This is a genomic window from Kribbella hippodromi, from assembly GCF_039531045.1.
In the GTDB taxonomy this organism is placed as follows: domain Bacteria; phylum Actinomycetota; class Actinomycetes; order Propionibacteriales; family Kribbellaceae; genus Kribbella; species Kribbella hippodromi.
This window is the reverse complement of the sequence record NZ_BAAAPH010000044.1, coordinates 1-24,431: the sequence shown is the minus strand read 5'-3', so window position 1 is coordinate 24,431 and position 24,431 is coordinate 1. Positions and strand designations below refer to the sequence as shown.

Here is a 24,431-nt window from a genome sequence, read left to right as displayed (position 1 = left end):
ATTGTGTGTACGGGCGACCCGCGTGCTGTGTTCGTTGCTGTGCTGGATATCCACCGGCGCGGGGGTTACAGGCCTAGGCGGGTGGTGATTTGGCTGAGGGTGGGCCAGGGGGTGCCTTCGCGTAGTACTTGGAGGAGTTCTGTGCCGAAGGTGTGGCCGTGGGGGAACTCGTCGGCCAGGTCCCAGCGCCAAGCCGCGACCATTGCGAGTACCAGGCCGCGGCAGTCGTCCAGGAGGTCCTTGTCGAGGTTTGGGTAGTGCTCGCAGACTGCCTCGGGCGTGTGGGCCAGGTCGAACTCTATGGGGCCGCGGCAGCAGGTCTCGAAGTCAATGAACAAAGGGCCCTGCGCGGTACTGAGTACGTTGCCGGGGTGTGGTTCGCCGTGGAGCAGTTGCTCGGCGGGGGCGCGGGTGTCGATTGCTGCTTGGAGGCTGTTCAGGCGGTTGCTGAGGAAGGTTCGGTCGTCGTCCGCCAGTTCTGGTGAGCGAGCTGGAGTGGTGACGATTTCCAGGGCCTCCGCGACTCGGTCTGTGTACCGCTGGCCTGGTACCGAAACCGTGCGCATGCCGGCGTGCAGCTGCTCGAGGGCTTGGGCGAAGTCGCGTGGTGCGACGGCTGGTGCCACGGGTTCGTAGTAGGTCCAGAGTGTGATCGCGAAGCCGTCGCGGGTGTGCCCACGCGGCTGCTGCACCCGAGGGTCGAGCGCGGCTACAGGTGCACCAGCCGCGGCGAGTTGCTGGGCGAGCTCGATTTCGAACTCCGCAAGTGCTTCCCCACGCGGGGCGATGCGGGCGAAGACGTCGGCGGGTACCAAGCGCAGTGCCAGCTTGTTCGAGTTGTGGAGGACGGTGGCGTCGTCGACGGGCAGATTCAGCTCTTTGGCGATTGAGGTCGCGGCCGCGATCGCACGCGTCATTTCAGGCATCTCCATGGCCCGAGTCACGCTACCCCGGGGCTCTTGCCCTGTCCTCCGAAATTCACTCGCGACGCTGGTGACCGCGCCGCCCGAAGAACATCTGGCTCCGGGCGCGCGGCAGCGTGACTGGTCAGGCGGAGACGCGGCCCCGGTTGGTCACGGGGATGTGGGGCGCTCGTTGGGCGATCGCGGTGGCCAGGGCGTCGTACGGGAGTGGTCGTCCGAGCACCTCGTGCGTCCCGGGCCAAGGGCACGACGGTCCCCACGCTCTCGGATTGAGCGGAAGCGCGGTCTCATCGACCAGCATCACGACCAGCTGCGGTCGCCAACTCTCCTCACCTGTGTCATCGACCTCCTGCCGCTCCACCCGGCACACCCCGCGCACGTCACCCCAAGGGATCGTCCGCGTCGACTCCCCGCCCATTGAGATCCCTGCGTCATCAACGGTGAGAAGGATGTCATCAGCATCCTCCTCCAGCGCGGTGATCGCGCCGACCAGCAGCAAAATCGGCAAACCAACAGCGAAGATCAGCGGCGTACCACCCCAGGCCAGCCAAACAGCCTCCAGCGGCGTACGTACGGACGCACCGCGGACCTCCTGCACAACAACAATCGCCACCGTCAACAACACCATCAGCCCGAACAACGCCGTACCAAGCAGCAGCGCGGTCCGCGTAGTACCCAAACCACGGCGTTTGACGACGAACGGCTCGGTGGTGACTGGCGGCATAGGGGCATTGTGGTTGCTGTCACTCGAAGGCACCAGCGTTCTCGCGGTTTCCTCATCATTCCGGTCCTGGCCAGTCGTCCGTACGGATGAAATCGGCGTACCTGGCGGCGCATGGGCTTTGGTGCGGCCCAGGTGTCCGCAACAATCGCTGCATGTCCGACCGCCAGACCGCTGTCGCCGCCCGTCAACCGCTGCCGCCGCGGACCACCGCCCGGCGCCGGAAGCGCGGCGGCACCAGAAAGGGCGGTGGCATCAGAAAGGGCGGTGGCATGTGGCGCCGTGGCTGGTTCATCGCGGTACTGGCGGTGCTGTCCGCGATGGTGCTGATGTTCCACCGCAGCGTGCCGAACTCGGTGGGCAATCTGGGCAGCCTGCTCGACACCTTCCTGCCCTGGGTCGGAGTGACCGTTCCGGTTCTCGGCGTCGCGGCGCTGGTACGGAGGTCCGCGACAGCCGGCGTCGCGCTGTTGCTGCCGACGCTGATCTGGGGGCTGATGTTCGGCCACCTGTTGCTGCCGGGCCGGGCCGCCGGGGGAGCGTACGACCTGCGTGTCCTGAGCCACAACGTGGACGCCGCCAACCCCGACCCGGATCGGACCGCGAAGGACCTGCTCGCCGCGGACGCGGATGTGGTGGCGCTGGAGGAGCTCACTCCGGCCGATCTGAAGATCTACAAGGCCGATTTCGCCAAGACGTACCCGTATCAGGTGTCGCGGGACACGGTCGCGCTCTGGTCGAAGTTTCCGGTCGAGGAGACGAAGTCGGTCGATGTCGGTTTCACCTGGACCCGGGCGCTGCGCGCTGACGTGAAGACGCCGAAGGGCACGATCGCCGTGTACGTCGCGCACCTCGCGTCGGTCCGGGTCGGTGCCAGCGGATTCACGTCCGATCAGCGCAACCAGACGATCAAGGCGCTCGGCCGGCAGATCGCGGCCGAGAAAGACAAGCAGGTGATCGTGATGGGCGACTTCAACGGCACGGTGAACGATCGCAGCCTCGCGCCGCTGACCTCGGGGCTGCGGTCGGCGCAGGGCGCGGCCGGTACCGGCTTCGGGTTCACCTGGCCGTCCGCGTTCCCGATGGCGCGCATCGACCACATCCTGGTCCGCGGTCTCACCCCGACCAAGGCCTGGGTGATGAGCTCAACCGGCAGCGATCACCGCCCGGTGATCGCCGAAATAAGAGTCTGAGGCTACGCGTCTGACGCGATCCCCTTCTGGTACGCGTAGCGCACCGCCTCCGCACGATGCCGCGCGCCGATTTTGGCGAAGGTGTTGTTGATGTGGGTTTTCACGGTCGCCTCGCTGATGAACAGCTGCTCCGCGATCTCCGGGTTGCTCAGTCCGCCGGCGATCAACCGGAGCACCTCGGTCTCACGGGCAGTCAGTCCGTCCGTACCCCGATCGGGCGCCTCGGGGGACAGGCCCGCGATCAGGCGCTTGGACACCTCCGGGTCGAACGTGGACTGGCCGGCGGCCGTGGAGCGGAGTGCGGCGCCGATCTCGGCGCGGCCGGCGTCCTTGGTCAGGTAGCCGCGCGCCCCGGCCCGGAGGGCGTTCGCGATCGACGCGTCATCGGCGTACGTGGTCAGCACCAGCACCGCTACCTCCGGATGATTGTTGACAATCCGCGCAGTAGCTTGGGTACCGTCCAGCACCGGCATCCGCAGGTCCATCAGCACGACGTCCACGTTGCCCCGGGCAACCAGGTCGACCGCCTCGACACCGTTCGCGGCCGCGCCCGTGACCTCGACACCGTCGATCAGCCCGAGTAGTGCGACCAGCCCCTCGCGTACGACCTGCTGGTCGTCCGCGACCACCACTCTGATTCCGTCACTCATCAGGTACCTCCGCGACCACCAGCCAGTCATCTCCGTCCGGACCTGCTGTCAGCGTGCCACCGATCAGCGCGAGCCGTTCCCGCATCCCCGCCAAGCCGAACCCTTCCCCGTTCGTCGGGCCCTTGTTGCGCACTGACAACCGCACTCCATCCAGCTCAACCGCTACGGGCTGTCCGGGCGCGTGCTTGGCCGCATTGGTCAGTGCCTCGCGTGCAGCGTTCAGCAGGGCGACCGTCGCACCTGACTCGAGCTGCCGGACCACACCGGTGTTGGTGAAGCGCACAGCGGTGCCGTGGTCCTTCTCATGCTGTTCGGCCAGGGCAGCGATCGCCTGGGGCAGTTCCGGTACCGCATCCGCCCGTAGCGCAGCCACTGCGTTACGGGCCTCAGTAAGCCCTTGTACAGCGAGCCGTCGGGACCGGCGGACCCGGTCAAGCGCACCGGCCGTGTCACCACGCTCCTCCAACAGTGCCTCGGCTACTTCGAGCTGAACGCTCAGTGCGCCCAGTGAGTGCGCCAGCACGTCATGCAGGTCCCGTGCGATCCGCCCGCGCTCTTCCAGCGTGGCCGCACGGGCATGCTCGCTCTGCGCCAAGCGCGTCTGCTCCAGCAGTAGTTCAGTCTGCCGCGCCTGTACCTCGTACTGCCGCCTGTTCAGTCCGAAGGCGATCAGTACCGCGGTCCAGAGCAACTGGGTGAAGAACCAGCTGTCCGACTTGTCGAACCACCAGCCGGACAGTGCGTACGCCACCGTGACGCAGATGCCCGCAGCAACGATCGGTCGGTTGCTGTGCCGAGGGAACTGCAGTACGGCGATGTCGGTCATCGACACCAGTACCAGTACGAGTGAGTTGGAGGAATCGACTCCACAGATCAGTGCATTGGCTACTGCAACAGCAGTGAGCAGTACGAAGGCTGTGTACGGGCGTGACGACATCAGCACCGTGCCGATGATGAAAACGGCCAGCCCAACACCTAGTACCGCCCAGACCCAGGACGCCGACGGGTCCGGGCGTGCAGTAGCGAGTACGGCGATCGCCACACCGGTAGTCAGTACACGGCCGACCCAGCCGCTCTCTCCATGCGGACGGGCCGGCAGCAGCGCCTTCAGGCTCACTGGGGCGTGTACTCCTCGACTGTGTGCGTGGCCTTGCTCTGGATGACCAGGGACTGTGTCAACAGGTTCGCACCGATGGAGACCATCAGCGCACCGCCGCCGGCGACTGTGGCGCCGAACAGGTGACCGACACCCACCAGACCGAGCCGGACGACCAGATAGGCCACCATGATGCCCAGCCCGGGGAGGCCGAGCCGGTAGAACACCTTCCCGGCGCGCCGCTCGACCTGTGCGACCCGGCCGCTCGCCACTCCGGCGATCAGGGCGATGACTGCGCCGACCACGAGCAGAGTGATGTCGACGACGTGAAGACCGAGGTGCGAGTTGTACAGCTGGTAGATGCCGACACCGATCAGGATCACCGGACCGCGCCAGACGTCCGCGTCGGAGTTCTCCAGCTCGGACCAGGAGAGGCGGCGAACCAGTACGGCGATCACGATGGCGACCACGACGAGTGCGTTCGGCAGCGTTCCCAGGCTCATGTCACGGACGGTAGGTCCGGCCGGCCGCCGGTGAGGACAGACCAGGGGTGGAGATCCGGGTGGAGACAACTCCCGCGCCGGGTCGGCGCCCGCTTGGTTGAAAAGGAGAGTAACGTTCCTCACCGGTAACACCACGAAGGGTCACACCGACGGATCCGGAGGGCCGATGCTTCCGCAAGAATCCATCCTCAGACTGGATGCCACCGCGATCGACTACCTGATCATCGCGCTGTACTTCGTCTTCGTCCTCGGGATCGGCTATCTGGCCAGACGCGCGGTCTCGAACAGCCTGGACTTCTTCCTGTCCGGCCGGTCACTGCCGGCCTGGGTGACCGGCCTGGCGTTCATCTCGGCGAACCTGGGCGCGATCGAGATCATGGGCATGTCCGCCAACGGCGCCCAGTACGGCCTGCCGACCGTGCACTACTTCTGGGTCGGCGCGATCCCGGCGATGCTGTTCCTCGGGGTCGTGATGATGCCGTTCTACTACGGCTCGAAGGTCCGCAGCGTGCCGGAGTTCATGCTCCGCCGGTTCGGCAAACCCGCGCACCTGGTGAACGCGGTCAGCTTCGCGCTGGCGCAGGTGCTGATCGCGGGCGTGAACCTGTTCCTGCTGGCGACCATCGTGAACGTACTGCTCGGCTGGCCGATCTGGGTCTCGGTCATCGTCGCCGCGCTGATCGTGCTCAGCTACATCACGCTCGGCGGGCTGTCCGCGGCGATCTACAACGAGGTGCTGCAGTTCTTCGTGATCGTCGCCGCGCTGCTGCCGCTGACACTGGTCGGCCTGCACAAGGTCGGCGGCTGGCAGGGCCTGGTGGACAAGGTGAGCGCGTCGCCGGGCGGCAGCGACCAGATGTCGGCATGGCCGGGCAACGCGCTGAGTGGCTTCCACAACAGCTTCCTGTCGGTGATCGGCATCGTCTTCGGCCTCGGCTTCGTGCTCTCGTTCGGTTACTGGACGACGAACTTCGTCGAGGTGCAGCGCGCGATGGCCTCGAAGAACATGTCCGCGGCGCGGCGGACACCGATCATCGGCTCGTTCCCGAAGATGTTCATCCCGTTCATCGTGATCATCCCCGGCATGATCGCGGCCGTGGTCACGCCCGAACTCGCGCAGTTCAAGGCGAACGGCGGCGGTGAGGTCGACTACAACGACGCGATCCTGCTGCTGATGCGCGACCTGCTGCCGAACGGCATGCTCGGCCTGGCCATCACCGGTCTGCTCGCGTCGTTCATGGCCGGGATGGCGGCGAACCTGAGCTCGTTCAACACAGTGATGTCGTACGACATCATCGAGCGGTACTTGATCAAGGACCGGCCGGATGACTTCTACCTGCGTACGGGCCGTTGGGTGACTGTCGGCGGGACGCTGATCGCGATCGGTACGGCCGCGATCGCCTCCGGCTACAGCAACCTGATGGACTACCTGCAGCAGCTGTTCTCGTTCTTCAACGCGCCGCTGTTCGCGACGTTCATCCTCGGTATGTTCTGGAAGCGGATGACCGCCTCGGCCGGCTGGATCGGCCTGGTCAGCGGTACCGCGACCGCGATCACCGTCTTCGTGCTCTCGAAGAACGGTGTCATCAACCTGCCGGGTCAGGGTTCCAGCTTCGTCGGCGCCGGTGCGGCGTTCGCGGTCGACATCGTGGTCAGCGTGCTCGTCAGCCTGGTGACCACGCCGAAACGCGATACCGAGCTGGTCGGCCTGGTGTATTCGCTGACGCCGAAGGAACAGCGCTCCGAGGTGGCGGTCGCCGGTGACGGTGGCTGGTACCGCAAGCCGGTGCTGCTGGCGGGGATCTCGCTGGGCCTCGTCATCGTCCTGAACTTCGTCTTCGGCTGACCGGGAGAACTGTCATGGCAGAGAACAAGAAGGCCGGAGCGTTCGACATCCGGGTCGTGATCGCCGCGCTGGTCGGGATCTACGGCGTGGTGCTGACCGTCCTCGGCATCGTCGAGAAACAGCCCGAGATCGACAAGGCGGCCGGGATCAACATCAACCTCTGGGGCGGCCTGGCGATGCTGGTGTTCGCCGCCCTGTTCGTCCTCTGGGCCCGCCTCCGCCCGATCGCGGTCCCCACCGAAGAAGAAACAACCGAGCAGTAACCCGAGACGCGCACCCGTCGTTGTGGGACCAGTAGACCTACTGGTCCCACCCTCGGAGGACGGCGCGCATGGTCAGCCTTTCCAGACGGGCCTTTCTGGCCCGGGCCGGCATTCTCGGTGCGGCGATCGGCGGTGGTGGGGTGCTGGCGCGCAGCCTGCTCGCGCCTGCCGACGCCGCGACCAACCCGGTGTTGCCGTCGGCTGTCGGACTGATCAAGCCGGTGCTGGCCGAGCTGGCCCGGGACACGCTCAACGGGCTGACCGTGTTCGCGATGCCTGGCCCGGACGCGTACTCGCGGACGCAGGGCACGCCGAGCGCTACGCCGGGCGCGATCGAGGCCGGTGCGACCGACTTCATCATCAACTCGCTCGACAACTTCGTCCCGTTCCCGGACGAGCTCGCCCAGCCGATCGGGGCCGCCCTGGTGACCGGCCTCGCCGACTCGAACCTCGAGCTGCCGGGAATCGACATCCTCCCGGTCCAGTTGCACACCCTGGACAAGGCGCTGGCCGCGTACCTGCAAAGTGACGAGGCGCTGCCGCTCTCGTTCCCGATCGCCGGCCTGTTGAACCTGATGGCCACCCAGGTGAATCCACTCGCGGTGAACGGTCCGCACCTGTCGCCGTTCGCGCGCTTGTCGTACGCGGAGAAGGCGAAGGCGTTCGAGCTGATCGAACAGACCGACGCGGACCTGGTCCAGTTGCTCGACGTGCAGTTCCCGGAGCCGTTGAAGGCCTCGGTATCCGGGCTGCTCAAGTTCGTCGGCGGAGCGCTGATCGAGTTCTCCACGTTCGGCGCGTACGGGGAATCGGCCGTGTACGACAAGGTGACGCGGACGCTCCGGAAACGCCCTGTCGGCTGGGCCCAGACCGGCTACCAGCCACATGGCCCGGTAGAGGGCTGGGACGACTTCATCGGCTACTACCAGGGGCGTAAGGAGGTGCACGACTGATGCGCGACGTCATCGTGATCGGAGCCGGCGGTGGTGGACCGGTAGTGGCGAAAGAGCTCGCGGCCCAAGGGCTCGACGTACTGGTGCTCGAGGCCGGTCCGCGGAACGCTCACCCGCGGGACAACTGGACGACGTACGAAGACGACGCGAACAACCCACTGACCGGGTACTTGCGCTGGGGCCCGGCGGACCGGTCGAAGCCGGCCTGGTTCCGGGAATGGCCGCAGAACTCGTTCGTCTGGCAACTGTCCGGTGTCGGCGGGACCACGCAGCACTTCTACGGCAACTACCCGCGCGCGTACCCGGGCGTGTTCGAGGGGTACGACGGCGCGGACAAGTCCGGGTACGACGTGAACCACCGCTTCCCGTTCACGTACGCGGACATGGTCCCGTACTTCGAATGGGTCGAGGCGACGATGCCCGTGATGACCGCGGCGATGGGGCACAAGGAGCAGACGTTTTTCCGCGGCGCCGAGACCCTCGGGCTGCCGGTGCAGACGACGAAGACCACGCACCGGCCCGCGTACCGCCCGCAGGAGAACGCGATCCTGCAGCCCGGCGGCACGGCCGGGAAGACCGCTTCGTCCGATCTCCTGGTCTACCCGAAGGCGACTGGCTGCACGTTCTGCGGCTACTGCTTCCAAGGGTGCATGCGGCCCAAAGGGGCCCCGCGCAACCAGTTCGCGAAGCGGTCCACGGACAACAGCTACGTACCGATGGCGCTGACGGCGGATGTCTGGTCGTCGGGGCGACCGGCGGAGTTGATCGCCGACGCGTTCGTCACCCGGGTACACGCCGAGAAGCGGCACGGGGTGCTGACGGCGACCGGCGTGACCTGGCGGTCCGGCGGAGCCGAGCATCGCGAGGACGCAAAGGTCGTGGTGATGGCCGGCGGGTGTACGGAGAACCCGCGGCTGTGGATGAACAGCGGCCTGCCCAATCCGAACGGGTGGGTCGGGCGCGGGTACACCGATCACTTCTTCGACTGGGTGTTCGGGGTGTTCGACGACTACACCGGCAACCCGAAGGGCGTCGGATCGAGCGCGCGGCTGGACTACCCGCCGTACGGCGGCCTGGAAAACGTCGGTCTGCCGCCCGCACTGATGGCGTTTTCGGGAGCGCTGTCGGACAGCGGCATTCGCGGGCAGTACAAGAACGGGCGCGGGCGTACCGGGCCGTGGGACGGGCCGGCCGGGCGAGTGATGGGGCCGGAGCTCAAGGAGGTGCTGTCGCACGGACTGGACCGGCTGCTGAGCGTGCTGGTGATCACCGACGACGACGTCGAGGCGCAGAACCGGGTGACGTTGTCGGCGCTGCCCGCGGACGAGAACGGTCCGATCCCGAAGGTCACCTTCAAACAGCGCCAGCGGACGGCGCGTACGCTGCGGAACCGCGAGTTCATGGCGCGGAAGGCGGCCGAGCTGCTGCGTGGCGCCGGTGCGCGCAAGGTGTACCGGATCGACTGGGCGCCGCTGATCCTGCATGTCCAGTCGTCGATGCGGATGGGTTCGTCGGAGCGCAACTCGGTGGTGGACCCGCGCGGCGAGACGCGGGCGGTGAAGGGGCTGTTCATCGCGGACAACTCGGCGCTGTCGAACGGTCTGGGCGGCCCGAACCCGACGCTCACCTCCCAGGCGCTGGCGACGCGGACGGCGGAGAACATCTTCCAGACGTACTTCGGCGGCGACCCGTGGGTCCGGTCGAGTGCTCCGGTGGTCTCCACCGACCCGCGGATCAGCGTGCGACTGGGTCAGCTCGGATTGTGATCATGTCCGTTTGACGAACATCGGCGTCCGGTCGGGTCCTCCCGCCCGGACGCCGGCGTTCGTAGGCTCGAAGTACCCGATCAGGAGGTGCTCCGAGATGATGATCACATCCGAGCGGCCCGAGCTGTCGTCGCTCGCGCAGCAGTACGCCGCCGACGGCTTCGTACTGGTGAAAGGCCTGCTCAGCAAGGAAGAAGCCGGGTACTACCGGCAGCGCAGCCATGACCTGCTGGCGCGGCTGAACCGTAGCGACGACCCCACCTGGGGAGCCGCCCGGGAGATGGCCGAGGCGCCGACGAAGCTGCAGCACCTGCACGACGCGCAGTTCTACGACGCCGAGTTCTCGAAGCTGCTGGTGGACCCGCGGTTCACCGACGTGGCCGCCGCGGTGATGGGTGTGGAGGATGTTCAGCTGCACCACACCAAGCTGTTCGTGAAGCCGCCGGAGAACGGTTCGCCGTTCCCGCTGCACCAGGACCACCCGTTCTTCCCGCACACGTACCACCGGGTCGGCGCGGCCATCTTCCACTTCGACGACGCACCGGTGGAGAAGGGCTGCGTGCGGGTCATTCCGGGCAGCCACAAGGACGGGCCGCGCGAGCACAGCCCGGAGGGGTCGTACCACCTGCTGGAGCCGGCGTTCGATGCGGCGACGCCGCAGCCGGCGGAGGCGGGTGACGTCCTGTTCTTCACCTACCTGACCGTGCACGGCTCCGGGGTGAACACCAGCGACGAGGCGCGGACCACCTGGCTGATCCAGTACCGCGACCCGTCGGACCCGCCGACCGTGAAGACCCACGAGTGGTCGCTCGGTCAGGGCATGATGCTGCGAGGAGTCGACCCGACCGGCAGGAGCGCTGTTTGACCCTCTCCGACGTTGGGGATGCGGACCGGTTCGTCGACCTTGCGGGGCTGCTGGAGTCCTGCGAGGTCGACGGCTTCCACGCGGACTTCCTCAGCTGGGGCCACTACCAGCCGGAGTACTGGCGCAACTACTGGCACACGCACTCGTTCCACGAGGTCTGCCTGGCGTACTCCGGCGAGGGCCGCTTCAACAACGGCGCTGTGCAGTACGACGTGCTACCGGGCTCGGTGTTCCTCGCACGGCCGGGGGACGTACACGAGATCGAGTCGTCGCACAGTGCGCCACTGGGCATCGCCTTCTGGGGTTTCACCTTCCGCCCGGTCGATGCCGGGACGGGCCGCGTTGATGCCGGTGTGGGCCGCGCGGCCGGCTCTCCCCGGCCCGACGCGTCTGGATGGTCGTCCGGGTTGACTCGGCCTGACGGCCCGGTCATGTCGGGTCGGATCGGCTCCCTGTCCGCCCTGATCACTGCACTCGCCGCCGAGGCAGCCGCACCGGTCTCCGGCTACAGCACTGCGCTTAGCGGCTTGGGCGCCGCTCTGGTGCTGGAGACAGCCAGGGCGTTTGCACTGGAGGAGGACCTGGCTGTCGAACCAGTACGCCGCGACAGAGGTCCGCTGGTAGTAGAGGCGATGCAGCGGCACCTGCGCGACAACCTGTCGCGTCCAATCACAGTCCGCGACGTAGCGGCCGTCGTACACCTCTCTGAACGTCATGCGGAGCGGCTATTCACGCAGCAGACCGGTGCGTCGATCATGTCCACACTGCGCCGGCTACGGCTCGAGCTGGCCGCACAGCTGTTGCTGGATCACACGTTGTCGATCACCGCAGTCGCACGGGCCTGCGGGTACTCGGACGTACGCCCCTTCTCCACCGCGTTCAAACGGCACTACGGGCGGACGCCGGGAGACCACCGCCGCACCGGCGGTACTGAATTTCTCTAGTGCTATCCTGACCGCATGCGAGTGAGCCTGCTCCTTACGTAGCCGTACTGGCTTCCAGGCGCATCTGAAGCGCCGATCCGGTACGGCACCCCCTCCTGTGTGAGGGGATTTTTTGTTTCTGGCAGATTTGGGCTCAACACAGACACGAGCAGGAGTAGGACCGTGAGCGAGCAGGTGGAGGACACTCCGATCGACCGGGGTGGCTATGACTTCAACGCCATGCAGGCCAAGTGGCGTCCGGTGTGGGAGAAGCTGGACCCGTTCAAGGCGAAGGACGACGGCTCCGCCGAGCGGCGCTACGCGCTCACGATGTTCTCGTACCCGTCCGGGGACCTGCACATGGGCCACGGCGAGGTGTTCGCGCTGCACGACGTGCTGGCGCGCTACTGGTTCCAGCAGGGCTACGACGTACTGAACCCGATCGGCTGGGACTCGTTCGGGCTGCCCGCCGAGAACGCCGCCATCAAGCGCAACGAGCACCCGGCGACGTACACGTACGCCAACATCGAGACGCAGGCGGAGTCGATCCGCCGGTACGCGCTGTCCTTCGACTGGTCGCGCCGGCTGCACACGTCCGACCCGGAGTACTACCGGTGGACGCAGTGGCTGTTCCTGCGCTTCTACGAGCGCGGTCTGGCGTACCGGAAGGCGTCGTACGTCAACTGGTGCCCGAACGACCAGACCGTGCTGGCGAACGAGCAGGTCGTCCAGGGGCGGTGTGAGCGCTGTGGCTGGGAGGTCACGAAGCGCGAGCTGACCCAGTGGTACTTCAAGACCACCGAGTACGCGCAGCGGCTGCTGGACGACATGGAGCTGCTGCAGTGGCCGGAAGAGATCCTGCTGATGCAGCGGAACTGGATCGGCCGGTCCGAGGGCGCCTTCACGAACTTCCAGGTCGAGGGCCGCGACGAGCCGATCAAGGTGTTCACCACCCGGCCGGACACGCTGTTCGGCGCCACCTTCATGGTGGTCGCACCGGACGCCAAGCTGGCCGCCGAGCTGGTCACGCCCGAGCAGCAGGCAGCCTTCGACGAGTACCTGACGAAGGTCAAGGCGACCACCGAGATCGAGCGGCAGAGCACCGAGCGGGAGAAGACAGGTGTCTTCCTGGGCTCGTACGCGATCAACCCGGTGACCGGTGCGCGGATCCCGATCTGGGCGGCCGACTACGTGCTGGCCGACTACGGCACCGGCGCGATCATGGCGGTACCGGCGCAGGACACCCGCGACTACGAGTTCGCCGAGAAGTTCGAGCTGCCGATCGTACGCACCGTGCAGCCGCCGGCCGACTTCGACGGCAAGGCGTTCACCGGTGACGGCCCGGCGATCAACAGCGCGAACGACGAGATCAGCCTGGACGGGCTGGAGGTCACCGAGGCCAAGTCGCGGATCATCGACTGGCTGGAGAGCAAGGGCCTGGGCGAGCGGACGATCAACTACCGGCTGCGCGACTGGCTGCTGAGCCGCCAGCGGTACTGGGGCTGCCCGATCCCGATCATCCACTGCCCGTCCTGCGGCGAGGTCCCGGTGCCGGACGACCAGCTGCCGATGGAGCTGCCGGACCTGCGCGGCGCCGACCTGCAGCCGAAGGGCGTGTCCCCGCTGGCGGCCGCCCGCGAGTGGGTCGAGGTGGACTGCCCGAAGTGCGGTGGCGCGGCCGAGCGCGACACCGACACGATGGACACCTTCGTCGACTCGTCCTGGTACTTCCTGCGCTACCTGTCGCCGGAGTACACCGACGGACCGTTCGACCAGGGCATGGCCGACCGGTGGATGTCGGTGTACCAGTACGTCGGCGGCAAGGAGCACGCCGTACTGCATCTCCTGTACGCGCGGTTCTTCGTCAAGGCGCTGCACGACATGGGCCTGCTGAAGGTGGTCGAGCCGTTCACGCGGCTGCTGAACCAGGGGCAGGTCATCAACCAGGGCAAGTCGATGAGCAAGTCCCTGGGCAACGGCGTGAACCTGGGCGACATGATCGACGAGTACGGCGTGGACGCGGTCCGGCTGACGATGGTGTTCGCCGGTCCGCCGGCCGACGACATCGACTGGGCCGACATGTCGCCGGGCGGTTCGCTGAAGTTCCTGCAGCGCGCCTGGCGGCTGGCCGGCGCGGTCTCGTCGCCCGTCGGTACTGACCCGGCGGCGGGTGATCCGGAGCTGCGCAAGCTGACCCACCGGACGGTGTCGGACGCGGCCGAGCTGATCGACTCGCACCGGTTCAACGTGATGGTTGCCCGGATCATGGAGCTGGTGAACGCCACCCGGAAGGCGATCGACGGTGGTCCCGGTGCGGCCGATCCCGCCGTACGCGAAGCCGCCGAGGTGGTGGCGATCCTGCTGAGCCTGGTCGCGCCGTACACGGCCGAGGAGATGTGGGAGGAGCTGGGTCACGAGCCGACCGTCGCCAAGGCGGGCTGGCCGAAGGTCGACCCGGCGTTGCTGGTGCAGGACGCCGTGACCTGCGTGGTCCAGGTGGCCGGCAAGGTGAAGGACCGGCTGGAGGTCGCGCCGGACATCACCGACGCCGAGCTGGAGCAGCTGGCGCTGGCGTCGGAGGCGATCCAGAAGGCGCTGGACGGCCGCGGTACCCGCAAGGTCATCGTCCGGGCGCCGAAGCTGGTGAACATCGTTCCGGCCTGAGGCGGGCTACGCTGCACAGATGCGTTCTGAGCTGATCGACGTCGAGACCGGCGGTTCCGAAGTTGTTTTCGACCTGACCAGCAGGTGTGAGCGGTTCGTCGCCGCTGAGGCCCACCAGGCCCAGGGCGACGGACTGCTGCACGTCTTCGTGCCGCACGCCACCGCCGGGATCGCGATCCTGGAGACCGGGGCGGGCAGCGACACCGACCTGCTCGCGGTGCTGGAGCAGTTGCTGCCGCGCGACTTCGGCTGGCAGCACCGGCACGGTACGCCCGGGCACGGTCGCGATCACGTGCTGCCCGCGCTGGTGCCCCCGTACGCGAGCATCCCGGTGCTGGACGGGCGGATGATGCTCGGGACCTGGCAGTCGATCTGCCTGGTCGACACCAATGTGGACAATCCCCGGCGGCAGGTCCGGCTTTCCTGGCTCCCGGGCTAATGGCCTGGCTCCTGGGTTAACGGACCACCTGGTAACTCGCCGAAAGGTATTTTGGTGACTTATCGTGATGTTGCCGGTCGCGTTACGTTTGCGAAACACGACTCGGCTTGAATTGTCCGCATGGCAGCCCTGGACACCCTGCGCGACGTCAGCACTGAGCTCCTGGTTCGTGCGACCCGGGGTATTTGCGCCGGCAGTTTGCTGAATGCCGAGTCGGGTCATGCCGACACCAGCGCACGGCTCGAGGACTGGGCCGACGTGCTTTCCCTCTACGCGGGCGACAATGAAACGAATTCAGCTCGCGCAACTGCTTGAAACGCCTATTTGTGGTCCCTGGTGCGGCCCATTCCTGTGACCCAGCCCGCAGTCCGCGCGCCGGTCCACCCCCGCAAAGACACGCCCGTCACGTTATGTTGTGTAGGAGGGTGGCTGGGCTCCTGCGCCTACTGCGCGGCACTCGGCGGGCACCTCGGCGCGCTGGAGCGAAGGGAACGATGAACCACATCGACCCCTCCGCTCCAGCACGCCGAGGCACTCCGCCGAGCACCTGCTCGCTACGGCGCAGGAGCCCAGCCACCCTCCTAGGAACGTGAGGCCTTCAGAGGGGTGACGGGCTGTGTCGGACGCGGATGGCCGGGCGGATGGGCGGCGGGGGTTCGCCGATCTGTTGCTCGACTTGAGGGTCCAGACCGGCCTCTCCCAGGAGGAGCTGGCGGACCGGGCCGGGCTGAGTGTGCGCTCGATCCGGGAGATGGAGGCCGGCCGGGTGGCTCGGCCGCGGAAGGAGTCCGTCCGGTTGCTGGCGGCCGCGCTAGGCCTGCGGGACGGTGACACGGACCATTTCCTCGCAGCGGCCGGCCACGGCACAGTGCGTCCCGTCGTACGCCCCGTGTCTCCGCCGGTTGTGTCGGTCGCCGACGCGGCGCCGACTGGGCTGCGCTGGCGCGGTACGCGACCGATCCCGGACGGGCTGGTCGGGCGTGAGCAGGAGCTGTTGGAGCTCGAGGGACTGCTCCGGCAGAACAGGCTGGTCACGCTGGTCGGTCCTGGCGGAGTAGGCAAGACCGAGCTGGCGCTGGCCGCGGCGGATCGGTTCTCTGGCGCTGACACAACAGTTGTGGTCGTTGACCTCACTACTGTGCAGCGCGACGCTGCCGTACCGTCCGCGATCCTCGACGCCTTCGGGACAGCTCCTGGTACGTCTGACCTCGACGACGTACTGTCCGGCCGTCAGCCTGGCGATCTGGTCATCGTGGAAGACAACGCCGAGCACGTACTCGACGGCGTCGCCACAGTCGCCAACCGGATGGTCCGGAGCTTCCCAGGAGTTGGCGTACTGGTCACGTCCCGCATCCCGCTCGGACTACCCGACGAGGTGGTTCGCCGGGTGCAGGTGCTCGGCGTACCCGGCAATGACGAGAACTTCGAGGACATCGCTGCGAGTCCGGCCGTGGAGATGTTTACGCGACGGGTCACACGGGTGCGCCCTGACTTCGTCCTGACTCCGGCGAACGCGCCGACCGTGGCGCGGCTGTGCCGCCGGCTGGACGGGCTGCCGCTCGCACTGGAGCTTGCTGCCGCGCGGGCCGGGTCGCTGTCGGTCGAAGCGATCCTGGCTGCGCTGGACGACCGGTTCCGGTTGCTGTCCGGTCCCCGGAGGTTCGGTGCGCCGCATCAGCGGACGCTGGCGGACACGATCGCGTGGAGCGTGGACGCACTGTCCGATCCGGCGCGGCAACTGCTCTATCGCGCTTCGGTGCTCGGGTCGCCGTTCACCCTGGAGGCGGTGGCCGGCGTGTGTACGGGTACGCCGATCGACGGGATCGACGTACCGATGCTGCTGTCGGAGCTGGTGGAGAAGTCGCTGCTCCAGCCGGTCCACGAGTTCGAGCAGTTGTACGGAGCGCGGTACAAGCTGCTGGAGACGATCAGGGAACACGCGTACGCCGGGCTGTCCTCGCAGGGGGATGATCTCACTGAGTTCAGGGACCGGGCGGTGGAGTGGTGCTCCACGTACATGTCCGGCCTGGACGGGGCGTGGTCAGCACCGGACCGCGACCGGCGGTACCGGGCGGCGCATGCGAACTCGGCGTTGTTCGAGGTGGCACTGGAGCGGTCTGCCGAGCTGGGGGAGTGGGACACCGCCGCGCGGATCGTGCTCGGGTTCCGGATCGCCTGGCAGTACCAGGCGAGTGTTGCCGAGAGCGGCATCCGGTGGGCGACGCTGTGCGCGGACAACGTGTCGGACAAGGAGACCAGCGGGCGGCTGCTGGCGATCGCGGGACGGCTGTCCAGCCTGACCGGTGACATCCGTGGTGCACGCCGGCACTACGAAGAGGCTCGCACCCGGATTCCGGGGGAGACCGAGATGGGCCTGGTCGCTCGGGGCGGCTGGGTGTCGTCCGGGTCGCATTTGCTTGATACGCAGAGCCTGGCCGAGATACCGGCGCTGGTGGCTGACGCGCGCAAGCATGGCGACGTACAGCGGTCTGCGACCGTACAGGCGACCTGTGGTCTCGCACTGCTCCGGTGGGGTCGGTTGGTGGAGGCCAAAGAGCTCCTGCTCGCGTGGGAGGCCGCACTGGTCAATCCGGGCGTGTACGCCGACGAGATCGCGTACATGGCACTCAGCCGCGTCGACCTCGAGCTGGGAGACGTGGACGGTGCCCGGCACTGGGCTGTGCTCGCTCGGGACAGCCAGGCATCGGACGACCCGGAGCGTACGAAGGTGGCCGGCTGCCTGGCGATGGTGGAGTACCACGCCGGACGGTACGACGAGGCGCAGGCACTGCTCGACCAGGCCGACGCGGACATCCGCGGTCATCGCGGGTACTTCGACTATTTGGTGATGCTGTACCGCTCCCGGCTCGCACGGGCAGCCGGTGAAACAGAGCAGGCGCGGATCGCCGTACGCGACGCGGTGAACAGGTTGCTGCTCGAAGGGCGGGTCGTGTACCTGCTGGAGGTACTCCCGGAGGCTGTAGCGGTGCTGCACGCGCTCGGGCGTACTGAACCGGCGGACCGGTTGTGCGGGCAACTGTTGGCGTGGCAGCGGACTATGGACCCGCCGATGCTGCCGACCGCTTGGGCGGTGCTGCAGGAGTCGTGCGAGCGCGCCTCCGTCGCTGACGGCTGGCCGGAAGCTGATCCGGCGGCTGCCGTACAGCGGCTGGCGAACGACGTACTCGTCGCCCTTTCCTGACGCCGATCCCTCGAAGCTGCCGGGTAACTGCCGGTTGTTCTGCCTCGTCCTGACCTGGGCTCCGGACCAAGAATTACAGCCGTAGGGCAGGTTCCACGAAGCAGAGACCGACACCGGGCGGTACCGGCAGCGAAGGGGTGGTGGACCGTGAAGAGGCCATGGCACACCGCCGTACTGCCGACGAGCGCGGGGGAGGCGACGCGGAGGGCATCCGGCGGCTGGTTGGTGGGGGCGCCGAGCGGCTGCCGAGAGCTCCGGAGTGCTGTCGAGTGCGGATCTGTCCTGCCTGTACCGGACGCCGTGCACCGTCAGGGCACCGCTTCCGGGGCGGGGTTCCAGCACCGGGTCAGGCACACGACACAGGGGACGAGTGTCACGACCCGACCGGCGCGAGTACCGGTGGGTTTGGTCACCCACCGGCGGGCCGGCCGCTGGAACCTCCCGGGGACCTCGACGAGCTCGCGGTCAGGCCGGTCCCGCGCGGACCGGATTCGGGGAGTAGCTCGCCGAGGCCCCACCTACGTCAGCTGACAACCAGGGGGAGTCAGCCGAACCAGCCGGGCTACCGACGCACAGGGGACGCCGCTAGCCCGGCTCAAGCCCAACGGGGGAACAGACGGGGGATCGGACGGGGGAGCAACCGAAGCGAGGTGAAGGCCACGGAGGGGTGGGCCTTCACCTCGCTGCCACGCTGTCCGGGCCTGCCACGCTGTCCGGGGCTGTCCGGGGCTGTCCGGGGCTGTCCGGGGCTGTCGGGGGCTGTCGGGGGCAGCCGTCCGGCGCCTGTAGCCGAGCATCTTTCAGCTCCTTGTTGATGAACCGTCCGGTAACCTCGCCTCATGTCCGGCAGCGTGCACGTCGTCACCGACTCCACGGCCGGCCTGTCCACGCACGAGGTGCTCCGGCACCCACTGACCGTCGTCCCACTCCAGGTCGTGATCGGCGGCACCTCGTACGACGACGGCGCCACCTCGGCCGACGCGGTCGCGGAAGCGCTCAAGACCTTCACCCCGGTGTCGACCAGCCGCCCCGCGCCGCAAACGTTCGCCGACACGTACGCCACCTGCGCGCAGAACGGCGCCACCGCGGTCGTCTCCATCCACCTGTCCGGCGACATGTCCGGCACCTTCGAGGCGGCGATGATCGGCGCCAAGGACTCCCCGATCCCGGTCCGCGTGGTCGACTCCCGCTCCTTGGGCATGGGCCTGGGCTTCCCCGTCCTGGCCGCCGCAGCCGCGGCCGCCGCCGGAGCAGACGCCGAAACTGTCGAGTCCGCGGCCCGAGCCCGCATGAAGACCGTCTCAACGTACTTCTACGTCGACACCCTCGAGTATCTCCGCCGCGGCGGCCGCATCGGCGCCGCCCAGGCCCTCTTCGGCACGGCCCTAGCCGTCAAGCCCCTCCTCACCATCAACGGCGGCCGAATCGTCCCCCTCGAAAAAGTCCGCACCTCCAGCCGAGCCATCGCCCGCCTCGCCGACATCACCGTCCAACGAGCCGGCGACACCCCCGCGCAACTGGCCGTACACCACCTCTCCAACCTGGAAAAAGCCCAAACCCTGGCCGACAACCTCGCCACCCGCCTCCCCAAAGCCGACGAAATAGCCGTCCGCGAAGTAGGAGCCGTCATAGGCGCCCACGTAGGCCCCGGCCTCCTCGCCGTAGTAATCAGCCCCCACTAACCGCGGCTGCGGCTGCCCCGCCGCTCTGCCCAACCCGCCGGCCCTGCCCAACCCGCGGCTCCGCCTGCCCCGCGGGTCCTCAGGTTTTCCACAGCGTCCAACTCACCAGCCCAGCCCTGCCCCAAACCCGTACGTTCTCTGGCGTGAAGGCCTTCCGCCGCACCCCCACCCCCGCCCCACCCACCCGAGCCCAATCCTTAGCCCGCCTAACCCCGCAGCCCGAGCAGGAAGAACAAATCCGAGGCGGCTGGACCCCGGACACCTCCGCCCCCGCCGACCCCGACATCCGCTCGCCGCTTGACCACCCCGCGCCCACCCGCCTGCGCAACGCTCGCTGGACTCTCACCCCGCGCCACGTCCTGGTACTGGCCGCGATTCTGGCCGCAGGCCTCGCCTGGGCCGGCTGGACCTTCCTCCAAGCCCGTCCTGAACCCCTCCCAGACACCCGCCCCATCACCGCCGCAACCGGCACCCCAGTCGCCCAACCAGGCAACCCCGCCCAACCAGGCAACCCCGCTCAACCAGCTAACCCGGCCCAATCCACTAATCCCGCCCAACCTGCCAACCCCGGCCAACCAACGAACCCCACCCAACCCGCGGCCAACTCGACTCAAGCGCCCAATCAGCCTGCCAATCCACTCACCCAACAACCGCCCCCAGGCGCGACACCGCAGCCCCAGGTCGTCGTCCACGTAGCTGGCAAAGTCCGCCACCCCGGCCTCATCCGCGCCCCAGCCGGTTCCCGAGTAGCCGACGTACTCGCGCTGGCCGGCGGCCCCCTCCCCGCCGTAGACCTGACCACCCTCAACCTCGCCCGCCCCGTAACCGACGGCGAACAAATCATCGTCGGCCAACCCACCCAACCCCCACCCCCGACACCCCCGCCCCCAACCACCTCACCCGGCGCCGCCCCCACGACCTCCTCGACGACCGCAAACACCACAGTCATCAACCTCAACACCGCCACCCTCGACCAACTGGACGCCCTCCCCGGCGTAGGCCCAGTCCTGGCCCAGCGAATCCTCGACTACAGAACCCAGAACGGCCCCTTCACCACCATCGACCAACTCCAAGACGTCCCCGGCGTAGGCCCCAAAAAGTTCACCACCCTAAAACCCCATGTCCGCCTCTAACCCACCCCTCACCCCCCACCAACCCGCACTCGACACCCCTGCCGGTGAACAACCTCCCTCTCCCACACCTGCCCCTGCCACACCCGCCCCTGCCGCACCCGCCTCCGACGCACCTGCCTCTGACGTACCGGCCTCTGACATACCTGCCGTGGAGCCGCTTGACGCTCGGTTGCTCGTACCAGCCGCCGCCGGCTGGCTGACCGCGGTTCTCCTACTCGACAAAAGCCCCCTGACCGCCGTACTAACCGCCGCCGCGGCCCTCACCCTCACCCTCACCACCGCCCTCGCCGCCCTCCTCCGCTACCCCACCCGCCAACCCCGTCCGCACTGGGCAGACCGCCACACGACAACAGGCTGGACCGCCGTCGGAACCCTCGTCGTTATCACCGGCCTATCCGTAGCCGCCGCGTTCCAGTCCGCCACCCTCCACGCCGGACCGGTTCACGACCTGGCCGCCACGTCCACCACAGTCACCGTTCGCCTGAAGATCGAAGGAGATCCGTCACTTCGCCAGAGCACGACGTCCCGCCGCCCGCCGTACGTTGTCGTGAAAGCAACCATCGAGGAGGTCCGCGCCCGCTCGCACACCACCCGCGTACGCACCCCGGTCCTCGTGATCGGCACCGCGAAATGGCAGTCCGTCAGGTACGGCCAGCACGTCGAAGCGACCGGTCGTCTCGAAGCAGTCGAGGACGGCTCGAATGTTGCCGCGATGCTCTCGGTCCGTTCGCCGCCGCGCCCGATCGATGAACCGCCGTGGTGGCTCCGCGCCGCCGAGCATGTCCGCGCCGGCCTCCGGGAGGCTGTGTCCGGTCAGCCTGAAGATGTCCGCGGCCTGGTCCCAGCCCTGGTCATGGGCGATGTATCCGCCGTGTCCACCGACCTCAACGCCGACTTCCAGACAACCGGCCTGACCCATCTCTCCGCGGTGTCAGGCACCAACCTCACCCTGCTACTCGCCTTCCTCCTGCCGCTGGCACGACTGATTGGAGTACGAGCCCGCGGCCTCACCATCGTCGGCGTACTGACGGTGGTCGCATTCGTCGTGCTGGCAAGACCACAACCCAGTGTCCTCCGCGCAGCCGCGATGGGCTTGATCGCGTTGGCGGCGATGACGAACGGCGGTACGCGGCGCCGCGCCGTACGCAGCCTGTCTGTCGCGGTGATCGTGCTGCTCCTGCTCGACACCTCGCTCGCCCGCTCAGCCGGATTCGCCCTGTCCGTACTCGCAACTGCCGGAATCATCTTGCTCGGACCGATCTGGCGGGATGCGTTGGCGAAGTGGCTTCCGGGGTGGCTGGCCGACGCGATCTCCTGCCCACTGGCTGCCCAGCTTGCGTGTACGCCGGTCGTTGCCTGGCTGTCCGGCCAGGTCTCACTGGTCGCAGTCGGCGCGAACTTGTTGGCAGGGCCAGCAGTTGGACCGGCCACGATCCTCGGCTTTGTCGCGGCCGGCGTCGCTCTCCTCACTACGGACCTGGCCCACGTGGCCGGCTGGGCGGCGGGCTGGCCCGCGCGCTGGATCATCCTCATCGCTCACGAAGGCGCCGATCTACCAGGAGCAGCTGGGGCCTGGCCCGCGACCGTGCTCGGCATCACCGTACTGACCGCGCTCTGCCTGGCCCTGGTACTCGGCCTGCATCGAATCCTGGCCCGCCCGATCGCCATGATCGTCCCCGTCGTGGTTCTCGCGGTAGTCATCTTGCGTCCAGTCGGTTCGCTCAACCGGCAACCAAGCAACTGGCTCTTCGTCGTGTGTGACGTCGGCCAAGGAGATGGCCTCGTACTCCGCGCCGGCGATCGTGCCGCGGTTGTCGTCGACACCGGTCCGGACCCGGCGGCGATGGACAAATGCCTCCGCGAGCTCGGCGTCGAGCACATCCCCGTACTGGTGCTCAGCCACTTCCACGCCGATCACGTCGGCGGGCTGGCCGGCGTACTCAACGGGCGCCGTGTCGACGAGATCGAGGTGACGCCGTACGCCGCACCACGCGCTGAGTACGAGCGCGTGCGCAACCTGGCTGTACAGCACAAGGTCGACGTACGCCCGGTCGCGTTCCACGAGGTGCGCCAGGTCGGGGCGGTGAAATGGACGACGCTTTGGCCGGCCCGCGTACCTGCGCTTCCGGCCGACGGCGCGTCGTCAGCAACGTCGACGGACGAGGGCTCGCCCGAGAACAACGCGAGCATCGCGATGATGGTCGAGCTGTCCGGTCTGCGCATCCTGCTCACCGGCGACCTGGAACCGGAATCTCAGCGCGCCATCCTCGCCACCGGTGCCGATCTGCGGGCCGACATCCTGAAAGTCCCGCACCACGGCTCAGCCCAGCAGGACCCGAATTTCATCAACGCCGTCAACCCACGCCTGGCCGTGATCTCCGCAGGGCGCAACAACGACTACGGTCACCCGGCTCCGAGGACGCTGAATCTCCTGTCCCACAACGCAGTTCGCACCGCCGTCACCAGCACCTCAGGCGTACTCACCATCACCAACCCGGACAACCGGCTGGCGCTCACGACCCACGGCGGCCCATGAGCCTTTACGCGAACGTGACCGCCGAGGTCGGCACGGTGTTCTCGGGCTGATCGCCGAGCGACCAGGCGGCGACCCGCGACACCACATGTGCCGGAATCGCCTCGGAGACACCTGGAACAGCAGGTACGTCGTACGTACCGTGTGCGTCGTGCGGAAGCACCACCCGGTATCCGCGGTCGAGCGCCGTCTCGGAGGTCGCGCGTACGCACATCTCGGACATCACGCCGCAGATCGCCAACGACCGTACGCCGGCCGCGATCAGGATCTCGCCGAGCGGTGTCGCGTCGAAGCCGTCGTCGCGAGGCTTCCGAACCACGTGCTCCCGCGGGCCGGGCTTGACCGGCAGGTACAGCTCCCAGCCTGGTGTCTCGGGTTCGTCATCGGCGCCGACCGGGCCGTCGTTCTGGAGATGCACGACAACCGCACCGGCGTCACGCGCCCGATCCAGCAGTTCGCCAACCCGGTCCAGCAACCGATCCGCGCCCGGCACACCGCCTTCGCCGGAGACAAACGCGGTCTGCATATCCACAACAATCAACCCGTCAACCGGCGCCACCGAGCCGCCCGGCGAGTTCCCCACTGCAACAGAAGACTGACCCATACCCCCATCCTCCCTGCCCGGCCCACCCCAACGCACCCCGTTTCCAGCCGCCCGCACATCGGTGGACATCCACCCGCGTTGTGGGTTCTCCACTCATATGCCAGTGGAGAACCCACAACAGCAGTGGATATCCGGCTCTTGCGATGGAGATGTGGGTCAGTTGAGACCGGGAGGGGAGGTGCGAGGCACCGACCTGCAAGCGCGACGGTCATCGCCGCGCCCGCATCGGACAAATCGGCAGCTCGACAGGTAGTGCACCTCTGAGACGGCGTACACCCCGGCCCCTTCACGCTCAAGTGCACTGCGCAGCCAACCCGCACCTCCTGTCCCCCCGCTCACCAACCGCCCCACAACACGTCACTGCAGCGTCGCAGGAGGCTTTCAGCGCCGGGCAGGAGCTTTTCTGGCGCTATTCCAGGGCGGGTTCAGGGGGTGATTGCAACACCTGTCGGTTGAAGGGGTGTTGTGATGG

At 67.6% G+C, this 24,431-nt stretch carries 20 protein-coding genes; 14 read left to right on the top strand and 6 right to left on the bottom strand.

The window, feature by feature from the left end; translation table 11 throughout:
• Positions 1 to 65: 65 nt before the first annotated feature.
• Positions 66 to 917, bottom strand: coding sequence for a phosphotransferase (locus ABD260_RS37150; RefSeq protein ID WP_344241630.1), 852 nt, complete (start codon positions 915 to 917; stop codon positions 66 to 68).
• Between the two features lie 130 nt (positions 918 to 1,047).
• Complete coding sequence (locus ABD260_RS37145) at positions 1,048 to 1,647, bottom strand: hypothetical protein (protein WP_344241628.1); 600 nt, start codon at positions 1,645 to 1,647, stop codon at positions 1,048 to 1,050.
• A gap of 269 nt (positions 1,648 to 1,916) precedes the next feature.
• Here ABD260_RS37145 and ABD260_RS37140 point away from each other — a divergent pair, with 269 nt between their 5' ends.
• A complete protein-coding gene (locus tag ABD260_RS37140) occupies positions 1,917 to 2,837 on the top strand; it encodes an endonuclease/exonuclease/phosphatase family protein (RefSeq protein ID WP_425553500.1) in 921 nt (306 codons plus the stop codon).
• Positions 2,838 to 2,839: 2 nt separating this feature from the next.
• Here ABD260_RS37140 and ABD260_RS37135 read toward each other — a convergent pair whose 3' ends face one another.
• From ABD260_RS37135 to ABD260_RS37125, 3 genes are read right to left on the bottom strand one after another with little or no spacing between them, the layout of a single operon-like run.
• Positions 2,840 to 3,487, bottom strand: coding sequence for a response regulator (locus tag ABD260_RS37135; RefSeq protein WP_344241624.1), 648 nt, complete (start codon positions 3,485 to 3,487; stop codon positions 2,840 to 2,842).
• A complete protein-coding gene (locus ABD260_RS37130) occupies positions 3,480 to 4,604 on the bottom strand; it encodes a sensor histidine kinase (RefSeq protein ID WP_344241622.1) in 1,125 nt (374 codons plus the stop codon). The genes ABD260_RS37135 and ABD260_RS37130 overlap by 8 nt, the downstream gene beginning before the upstream one ends.
• On the bottom strand, positions 4,601 to 5,086 hold the full coding sequence (locus ABD260_RS37125) for a hypothetical protein (protein WP_344241620.1): 486 nt from the start codon (positions 5,084 to 5,086) through the stop codon (positions 4,601 to 4,603). Before ABD260_RS37125 ends, ABD260_RS37130 begins: the two co-directional genes overlap by 4 nt.
• Positions 5,087 to 5,252: 166 nt before the next feature.
• On the opposite strand from ABD260_RS37125, the gene ABD260_RS37120 reads away from it, so the two are divergent.
• The 13 genes from ABD260_RS37120 (at position 5,253) to ABD260_RS37060 (ending at position 23,358) form a co-directional block, all read left to right on the top strand.
• Positions 5,253 to 6,932, top strand: coding sequence for a sodium:solute symporter family protein (locus ABD260_RS37120; RefSeq protein WP_344241618.1), 1,680 nt, complete (start codon positions 5,253 to 5,255; stop codon positions 6,930 to 6,932).
• A 14-nt stretch (positions 6,933 to 6,946) separates the two neighbouring features.
• Positions 6,947 to 7,195: a hypothetical protein gene (locus ABD260_RS37115; protein ID WP_344241616.1), complete on the top strand. Its 249-nt coding sequence runs from the start codon at positions 6,947 to 6,949 to the stop codon at positions 7,193 to 7,195.
• A gap of 68 nt (positions 7,196 to 7,263) precedes the next feature.
• Positions 7,264 to 8,148, top strand: coding sequence for a hypothetical protein (locus ABD260_RS37110; protein ID WP_344241614.1), 885 nt, complete (start codon positions 7,264 to 7,266; stop codon positions 8,146 to 8,148).
• Positions 8,148 to 9,914, top strand: coding sequence for a GMC family oxidoreductase N-terminal domain-containing protein (locus ABD260_RS37105; protein ID WP_344241612.1), 1,767 nt, complete (start codon positions 8,148 to 8,150; stop codon positions 9,912 to 9,914). Before ABD260_RS37110 ends, ABD260_RS37105 begins: the two co-directional genes overlap by 1 nt.
• 97 nt (positions 9,915 to 10,011) lie before the next feature.
• On the top strand, positions 10,012 to 10,779 hold the full coding sequence (locus ABD260_RS37100) for a phytanoyl-CoA dioxygenase family protein (protein ID WP_344241610.1): 768 nt from the start codon (positions 10,012 to 10,014) through the stop codon (positions 10,777 to 10,779).
• Positions 10,776 to 11,723, top strand: coding sequence for a helix-turn-helix domain-containing protein (locus tag ABD260_RS37095; protein ID WP_344241608.1), 948 nt, complete (start codon positions 10,776 to 10,778; stop codon positions 11,721 to 11,723). The genes ABD260_RS37100 and ABD260_RS37095 overlap by 4 nt, the downstream gene beginning before the upstream one ends.
• 162 nt (positions 11,724 to 11,885) lie before the next feature.
• On the top strand, positions 11,886 to 14,366 hold the full coding sequence (gene leuS, locus ABD260_RS37090) for a leucine--tRNA ligase (protein ID WP_344241606.1): 2,481 nt from the start codon (positions 11,886 to 11,888) through the stop codon (positions 14,364 to 14,366).
• Between the two features lie 19 nt (positions 14,367 to 14,385).
• Positions 14,386 to 14,805: a YjbQ family protein gene (locus tag ABD260_RS37085; RefSeq protein WP_344241604.1), complete on the top strand. Its 420-nt coding sequence runs from the start codon at positions 14,386 to 14,388 to the stop codon at positions 14,803 to 14,805.
• Positions 14,806 to 14,925: 120 nt separating this feature from the next.
• Entirely contained in the window at positions 14,926 to 15,120 is a 195-nt protein-coding gene (locus tag ABD260_RS37080) for a hypothetical protein (protein WP_344241602.1), read from the top strand.
• A gap of 301 nt (positions 15,121 to 15,421) precedes the next feature.
• Positions 15,422 to 18,007, top strand: a complete 2,586-nt coding sequence (locus ABD260_RS37075) for an ATP-binding protein (RefSeq protein WP_344241600.1) — start codon at positions 15,422 to 15,424, stop codon at positions 18,005 to 18,007.
• An 839-nt stretch (positions 18,008 to 18,846) separates the two neighbouring features.
• Complete coding sequence (locus ABD260_RS37070; RefSeq protein WP_344241598.1) at positions 18,847 to 19,689, top strand: DegV family protein; 843 nt, start codon at positions 18,847 to 18,849, stop codon at positions 19,687 to 19,689.
• 143 nt (positions 19,690 to 19,832) lie between these two features.
• A complete protein-coding gene (locus ABD260_RS37065) occupies positions 19,833 to 20,822 on the top strand; it encodes a ComEA family DNA-binding protein (protein WP_344241596.1) in 990 nt (329 codons plus the stop codon).
• A gap of 148 nt (positions 20,823 to 20,970) precedes the next feature.
• Positions 20,971 to 23,358, top strand: a complete 2,388-nt coding sequence (locus ABD260_RS37060) for a ComEC/Rec2 family competence protein (protein WP_344241594.1) — start codon at positions 20,971 to 20,973, stop codon at positions 23,356 to 23,358.
• Positions 23,359 to 23,362: 4 nt separating this feature from the next.
• Here ABD260_RS37060 and ABD260_RS37055 read toward each other — a convergent pair whose 3' ends face one another.
• Positions 23,363 to 23,959 (bottom strand): isochorismatase family protein, encoded by a 597-nt coding sequence (locus tag ABD260_RS37055; RefSeq protein ID WP_344241592.1) that lies wholly within the window; start codon positions 23,957 to 23,959, stop codon positions 23,363 to 23,365.
• Between the last annotated feature and the right edge of the window lie 472 nt (positions 23,960 to 24,431).

What these genes read in the sequence shown, in the direction of transcription:
- ABD260_RS37150 (WP_344241630.1), bottom strand. Translation starts at nt 917, where the DNA reads ATGACGCGTGCGATCGCGGCCGCGACCTCAATCGCCAAAGAGCTGAAT.
- ABD260_RS37145 (WP_344241628.1), bottom strand. Translation starts at nt 1,647, where the DNA reads ATGCCGCCAGTCACCACCGAGCCGTTCGTCGTCAAACGCCGTGGTTTG.
- ABD260_RS37140 (WP_425553500.1), top strand. Translation starts at nt 1,917, where the DNA reads ATGTGGCGCCGTGGCTGGTTCATCGCGGTACTGGCGGTGCTGTCCGCG.
- ABD260_RS37135 (WP_344241624.1), bottom strand. Translation starts at nt 3,487, where the DNA reads ATGAGTGACGGAATCAGAGTGGTGGTCGCGGACGACCAGCAGGTCGTA.
- ABD260_RS37125 (WP_344241620.1), bottom strand. Translation starts at nt 5,086, where the DNA reads ATGAGCCTGGGAACGCTGCCGAACGCACTCGTCGTGGTCGCCATCGTG.
- ABD260_RS37120 (WP_344241618.1), top strand. Translation starts at nt 5,253, where the DNA reads ATGCTTCCGCAAGAATCCATCCTCAGACTGGATGCCACCGCGATCGAC.
- ABD260_RS37115 (WP_344241616.1), top strand. Translation starts at nt 6,947, where the DNA reads ATGGCAGAGAACAAGAAGGCCGGAGCGTTCGACATCCGGGTCGTGATC.
- ABD260_RS37110 (WP_344241614.1), top strand. Translation starts at nt 7,264, where the DNA reads ATGGTCAGCCTTTCCAGACGGGCCTTTCTGGCCCGGGCCGGCATTCTC.
- ABD260_RS37105 (WP_344241612.1), top strand. Translation starts at nt 8,148, where the DNA reads ATGCGCGACGTCATCGTGATCGGAGCCGGCGGTGGTGGACCGGTAGTG.
- ABD260_RS37100 (WP_344241610.1), top strand. Translation starts at nt 10,012, where the DNA reads ATGATGATCACATCCGAGCGGCCCGAGCTGTCGTCGCTCGCGCAGCAG.
- ABD260_RS37085 (WP_344241604.1), top strand. Translation starts at nt 14,386, where the DNA reads ATGCGTTCTGAGCTGATCGACGTCGAGACCGGCGGTTCCGAAGTTGTT.
- ABD260_RS37080 (WP_344241602.1), top strand. Translation starts at nt 14,926, where the DNA reads ATGGCAGCCCTGGACACCCTGCGCGACGTCAGCACTGAGCTCCTGGTT.
- ABD260_RS37070 (WP_344241598.1), top strand. Translation starts at nt 18,847, where the DNA reads ATGTCCGGCAGCGTGCACGTCGTCACCGACTCCACGGCCGGCCTGTCC.
- ABD260_RS37055 (WP_344241592.1), bottom strand. Translation starts at nt 23,959, where the DNA reads ATGGGTCAGTCTTCTGTTGCAGTGGGGAACTCGCCGGGCGGCTCGGTG.